4 protein-coding genes and 1 pseudogene are annotated in these 6,191 nt (G+C 66.5%); 3 read left to right on the top strand and 2 right to left on the bottom strand.

Annotated features, from left to right (window positions below):
• Positions 1-457: 457 nt before the first annotated feature.
• Complete coding sequence (locus VGS97_RS07945; protein ID WP_326852612.1) at positions 458-667, top strand: type II toxin-antitoxin system VapB family antitoxin; 210 nt, start codon at positions 458-460, stop codon at positions 665-667.
• Positions 658-1,071 carry a PIN domain nuclease gene (locus tag VGS97_RS07940; protein WP_326852611.1) on the top strand — a complete coding sequence of 138 codons (414 nt, stop codon included), beginning with the start codon at positions 658-660 and terminating at the stop codon, positions 1,069-1,071. The genes VGS97_RS07945 and VGS97_RS07940 overlap by 10 nt, the downstream gene beginning before the upstream one ends.
• Before the next feature lie 34 nt (positions 1,072-1,105).
• Here VGS97_RS07940 and purU read toward each other — a convergent pair whose 3' ends face one another.
• Entirely contained in the window at positions 1,106-1,987 is an 882-nt protein-coding gene (gene purU, locus VGS97_RS07935) for a formyltetrahydrofolate deformylase (RefSeq protein ID WP_349262038.1), read from the bottom strand.
• Positions 1,988-2,042: 55 nt separating this feature from the next.
• Here purU and VGS97_RS07930 point away from each other — a divergent pair, with 55 nt between their 5' ends.
• Positions 2,043-5,630, top strand: coding sequence for a S41 family peptidase (locus VGS97_RS07930; protein ID WP_326852609.1), 3,588 nt, complete (start codon positions 2,043-2,045; stop codon positions 5,628-5,630).
• Between the two features lie 343 nt (positions 5,631-5,973).
• On the opposite strand, the pseudogene VGS97_RS07925 reads toward VGS97_RS07930, so the two are convergent.
• Positions 5,974-6,191, bottom strand: a pseudogene (locus tag VGS97_RS07925) (hypothetical protein); the annotation flags it as partial.

The raw sequence follows: 6,191 nt of genomic DNA, 5'->3' as shown, positions 1-6,191 counted from the left end.
CACAAGCGCGCGAGGACGCGAGCACGCAAACTCAAGCTGCCCACAACCCGACGTAACTCAACGCGACTGGACGTACACCCGGCGCCAGCAGCCCACGAGCACGTGGCGCTAAGTCGACAAATACACCCAGCGGACGGTCCATGGCCGTCCGCTGTTTTGTGCATCAGCACCCGCAGTTCACTTCGCGTGGAACTTATTCTTACCCCTTCTGGCCTGTGGATAAACAAGATCCGCCTATCCACGCCCTGTGGACACATTCTGTGGATAACTAGCCGGTCATCCACAGGAACCTAACGTAATGATCCGTCCCGATCCCGCCCCAGGCGACGACCATCCGATGATCAGATCAGCGTCATTCGATTGGGTCAAAACGGCATCATTCGGCCCAGCGACGTCTGTCGCGGCGCCTTTTTTCTATATATACTTCACCCACTAGGGGGATATACAGGAGGCCGTGATGACCAAGATCCTTGTTGACGTGGATGACACCATGCTCGCCGAGGCCATGGAGCTACTCGGCACGAAGACCAAAAAAGAGACCATCAACCTCGCCCTGTCAGAGCTCTTGGGGCGACAGCGTCGCCTCAGGGCTCTGCACGAACTGCGCGCGCTCGCGGCTAGTGGCGGCCTGGACCTCGAATCCCTGCGGGAGCCGGGATGGTACTGAGCCGCTACCTTGTCGACACCAGCGCAGCCGTCCGCATCATGACGGCCACGGATCTCGTCGAGAACTGGATAATCGAGATCACCGCAGGACAGATCGCGATATGCGCGATCACCGAACTCGAGTTGCGGTACAGCGCGAAATCCGTGGACCATGACCGCCAATTACGTCGCTGGCTGGGTGAGACGTTCGTTTGGGCACCCATCCAGGACCGCTGCCACGAGCGGGCGCTGGAGGTTCAGAACGGGCTCGTCGCGAACGGCGAGCAGCGCTCGGCGGGCCCGATCGATCTAATGCTCGCGGCCAACGCGGAGTTGAGCGGATTGACCGTCCTGCACGACGACAGGGACTTCGACTGCGTCGCGCGCGTAACGGGTCAGGCGGTGATGCGGATCGGCGAACTCTGAGCTCTGAGCCCTGAGCCGCCTGCGGGAACAGCACCTATGGGAACACCACCGTGCGGCTGCCGTTGAGGAGCACGCGATGTTCCGAGTGCCAGGAGACGGCGCGGGACAGCACCTGGCACTCGACGTCGCGTCCTACGGTGGCCAACTGGTCCGGGGTCACGCCGTGGCCGACACGGGCGACGTCCTGCTCGATGATGGGGCCCTCATCGAGGTCTGCGGTCACGTAGTGGGCGGTGGCGCCGATGAGCTTGACGCCGCGGGCGTGTGCCTGGTGGTAGGGCTTGGCGCCCTTGAAGGACGGCAGGAACGAGTGGTGGATGTTGATGATCTTGCCTTCCAGGTTCTTGCAGACCTGGTCCGAGAGGACCTGCATGTAGCGCGCCAGCACGACCAGTTCGACGCCGTTCTCCTCGACCAGGCGCAGTAGCCTGGCCTCTTGCTCGGCCTTGTTGTCCTTCGTGATCGGCAGGTGTACGAACGGGATGCCGTAGGACTCGACCAGGGGCTTGAAGTCGGCGTGGTTGGAGACCACGGCGGGCAGGTCGATCGGCAGTGCGCCGATGCTGTGCCGGAAGAGCAGGTCGTTGAGGCAGTGGCCGAACTTCGAGACCAGGATCAGGGTCGGCATCCGGACGGCCGTGGCGTGGATCTGCCAGGTCATCCGGAACGCCGCGGCGGTCGCGGCGAAGCCGCCGTTGAGCGAGATCAGGTCCACGCCCTCCTCCTGCGCCGCGAAGTGCACGCGCATGAAGAACAGCTGGGTGCCCCGGTCGCCATACTGTTGGCTGTCCACGATGGTGCAGCCGGTGACCAACAGGAAGCTGGCTACTGCGTGGACGATCCCGCGCTGGTCGGGACAGCAGAGTGTCAGCACGTACTCGCGGGGCGCGGTGGGCGACGTCGTCATGGCTCTCATCTTTGCCCATCTGATTTTCATCGCCCAGACCGTAAGTCACAGATATCGTCAACGTGTGGCCTCTTCTTCATATCTTCGTTTCCCGCACTTGGCGGGGGACCTGGTCACCTTCGTGGCCGAGAACGATGTCTGGTTGGCGCCACTCGCTGAGGCCTCGGGCGGTGGCGGTGGAAGTGGTGGCGGTGGCGGTGGCGGTGGCAGTGGCGGTGGCAGTGGCGGTGGCAGTGGCGGTGGTCACGGTGGCGGCAAGGGAGGCGGGCGTGCCTGGCGGCTGACCGCGGATCAGGTCCCCGTGCTGCACCCGCGGCTGAACCCCTCGGCGACGCATGTCGCCTGGACGTCGACCCGCGACGGTGCAGGTTCGATGGCGCGAGGCACTGCGCGCGAGGTATACGCGGTCGCCGTGGATGGCGGCCCGGTGCAGCGCCTTACGCACTGGGGCGACGGTCTGAGCGCTGTGCGTGGCTGGCTGTCGGACGACGAGGTGCTGGTGGTCAGCCGCACCGGACAGCACGACACGGGCCGGACGTGGGCGTTCGCGGTACCGCTCGACGGAACAGCGCGCCCGTTGCCCTACGGCCCGGCAGCTGACGTGTCGATCGCGGCGGACGGTGCAGTACTCGTCGGCTCGCCGGTGTACGCGGAGCCCGCGCGATGGAAGCGTTATCGGGGCGGTACCGGCGGGAAGATCTGGTACTCGCCGGACGGCGACGAGTACGTGCGCATCCTCGATGGCGTGGGAAACCACCTGGTCAACCCGATGTGGGTGGCGGGCCGGGTGGTATTCCTCTCCGATCACGAGGGTGTCGGCGCGCTGTATTCAGCTTTACCCGACGGAACTGATGTGCGGCGCCACACGGATCACGGGCCGTATTACGCACGGCATGCGACGACGGACGGCAGACGCGTGATCTACCAGTGCGCCGGGGATCTGTGGCTGCTCCCGTCTCTCGACGCGGAGCCGGTGCGCCTGAACATCCGCCTCAGCGGAGTGCGCACGGGCCGCGCGCCGTTCCCGGTGTCCGCGCGTTACGGACTCGGGGACTTCTCGCTGTGTAAGACCGGCCGGGTGCTGGTGACAGAGGTGCGCGGCACGCTGCACTGGTTACCCGCGCAGGATGGCCCGGCTTTGACGCTGCTCAGCACGCCCGGGGTGCGCGGCCGACTGCCCGAGGTGATCCCCGGTACCTCGACCATGGTGTGCGTATCGGACGCAGGTGGCGAGGACGGCCTCGACATCATCGCCGCAGACGGTTCGATACGACGACGGCTCGCGCACGGGCAACTGGGGCACGTACTCGAACTCGCGGTCGCGCCGGACGGGAAGCGCGCGGCAGTGGCGTCGCACGATGGACGGCTGCTGTTGGTGAAGTTGGGCGCGGAGGCTGAGGGTGAGGCTACCGAAGGTAGTAATGGTGGTGATAGCGGGGGCGGTAGTGGCAGTAGTGGCGGGGACACGAACGTGGCGGAGGGCGTGGCCGAAAGCGTCGATGATGTAGATGGTGCCGAAGGTGGCGGAGTTGGTGAAGATGCCGGAGGTGCTGAAGGCGGCAAGGGCGGTGGACCCGGCGACGCGCAGGGACTGGTGACGGAGCTGGCGCGCAGCAGCAACGCCGAGGTGCGTGGCTTGGCCTTCTCGCCTGATTCGGCGTACCTCGCGTGGGCACACCCATGGGATCCCGCCGAGTACACGCACATCCGCCTGGCTCGGCTGTCCGACCGCACGATCGTGGACGTGACACCACCACGTTTCGACGACTGGTCGCCTGCGTTCACGTATGACGGCAAGTACCTGGCGTTCCTGTCGAACCGGGTCTATGACCCCGTATACGATGATCATTTCTTCGACCTCGGCTTTCTGCCCGGTGTCCGGCCGTATCTGGCGACCTTGGCCGAGACGACGCCGTCGCCGTTCGCCCCAGAGCTGAACGGCCGACCGGTGTCGTCGGCGGAGAAGAGCGAATCGTCTTCGCCTTCGCCTTCGTTAGCGGCGTCGTCTTCGTCGTTCTCGACTAAGGGTTCGGCCGTATCTGGTTCGCCGGATTCGGTGGACGCTGCTGAGGATGGGGCACAGCCGGATGAGCACCCCGGGAACCGGGTCGATCTGGAGGGCATCGACGAGCGGATCGTGCCGTTCCCGGTCGAGGCGGGCGGTTACCGTGACCTGCGCGCGGTCAAGGGCGGCGTGGTGTGGATGGACCCGCCGCACACCGGCGAGTTGCACGAGGCGCTGATCGGCGCGTCGGACGAGCATCCGAAGGCGAGTCTGGTCCGGTACGACTTGGAGAAGCGCAAGCGCGCGACCATCGTCAGCGAGTTGGACGCCTACGCAATCTCGGGTGACGGCGGGCGGCTGGCCGCCCTCGACGGTGGCAGTCTGAAGGTGAAGGCCTCCGACACCAGGGACGATGACGACGCGGTCGACGTGGACCTCGACCGGATCCGGGTGACGGTCGATCCGGCTGCCGAGTGGGCGCAGATGTACCGCGAGGCCTGGCGGCTGATGCGGGACAACTTCTGGCGCGCGGACATGGCCGGGCTCGACTGGTCCGCGATGGCCGAACGCTACCGTCCGCTGCTGGACCGGATCGGCACCCGCGACGACCTGCACGACGTGCTCTGGGAGTTGCAGGGCGAACTCGGCTCCTCACACGCGTACGTCAGGCCGCCGGCGGCCGGGACGCATGACGCGCTCGTCCAAGGGCTGCTCGGCGCGGACTTGGCTCGGAACGACGACGGCACCTGGCGGATCGTCAGGGTACTGCGTGGCGAGTCCTCGGTGATGGGGGCCCGCTCGCCGCTGGCGGCGCCGGGCGTGGCGGCACGACCGGGCGACGCGATCGTCGCCGTCGACGGCAAGCCGGTCGATCCCGTGCACGGACCGAACGCGCTGCTCGGCGGGAAGGCGGGCAAGCCGGTCGAGCTGACGCTGCGGCGGGATGGCGCGGACCGTCGCGTCGTGGTGGTGCCGCTGGCCAGTGAGCGGTTGGTGCGTTACCACGACCTGGTGCACCAGAGGCGCGCCGCTGTGCGCGAGGCGTCCGGCGGCAGGCTTGGCTATCTGCATGTACCCGACATGGTCTCGTGGGGCTGGGCGGAGTTCCACCGCGACATGCGCGGTGCGTTCGAGGCCGAAGGCCTGGTCCTTGACCTGCGGGAGAACAGTGGCGGGCACACCTCACAGCTGGTGGTGGAGAAGCTGGGCCGACGGATCGTCGGCTGGCAGCTGTGCCGGACGACCGAACCGGTCAGCTATCCGAGCGAGACGCCGCGTGGCCCGATCGTGGCGATCGTGGACGAGTACGCAGGCTCCGACGGGGACATAGCGACGCAGGCGATCAAGCTGTACGGCATCGCGCCGGTCATCGGCACCCGGACGTGGGGCGGGGTGATCGGCATCGACGCCAAGTACACGCTGGTCGACGGCACCGGGGTCACGCAGCCGAAGTTCGCGTTCTGGTTCACCGGGGGAATCGGCTGGGACGTGGAGAACTACGGCGTCGATCCAGACGTCGAGGTGGCGATCCCTCCGCACGAGTGGGCGGCCGGGCGCGATCCCCAGTTGGACACGGCGATTCGAATGGTACTTGAGGCACTGGAGATCAGGCCGTCAGCGCAGCCACCGCATGTGCCACAGATCTGACGAACCATAAATCTGACTGCCACAGGCCTGACTAGCATAGGTCTGAAGAGCCGCAGATCTGAAGATATGACGAGTACGGCGGTTCGGCTGAGTTTGGTCGGGCGGGCGGCGGCGCGGCATGCGTCCGGCGGATCGGGCAGTGACAGTGGATCAATGTCTGCGGTGGGTTGGGTGCGGCGGGTCGGATAGTGGTGGCGGTGGTAGGCCGGACGGCGGTCGCGTAGCGACGGGTCGGGCGGCGGCAGGCGGGGACTGCGATGGTGGCAGCAGGTCAGAGTGGCGGTGCAGGGTATGTCTGGTGGATCGGCGTAGGTGGGTCGGTCCATGCCTGCTGACTGCTGAGTCAGTTCTCTGAGGCCAGGTCGGCTAGGTTCAGTGGCGGCGCGGCTAGGGCTGCGTCGTATCGGCGCAGTACCAGCCTTGCGATCTGGTCGTGCGCGCCCAGTGGTTCGCTCACGCACATCCGGCGCGGGTTGTCCGTGTCTAGTGCCGCGAGTGTCGCGCAGTCCGATATCCGGCGGCTGAACTCGCCCGAGGCGAGCAGGTAGGTGGCCACCGCGA

This window comes from Actinocrinis sp. (assembly GCF_035946395.1).
GTDB lineage: Bacteria > Actinomycetota > Actinomycetes > Streptomycetales > Catenulisporaceae > Actinocrinis.
Note: the sequence above shows the minus strand (reverse complement) of the source record. Positions and strands in the feature narration are given on the sequence as shown.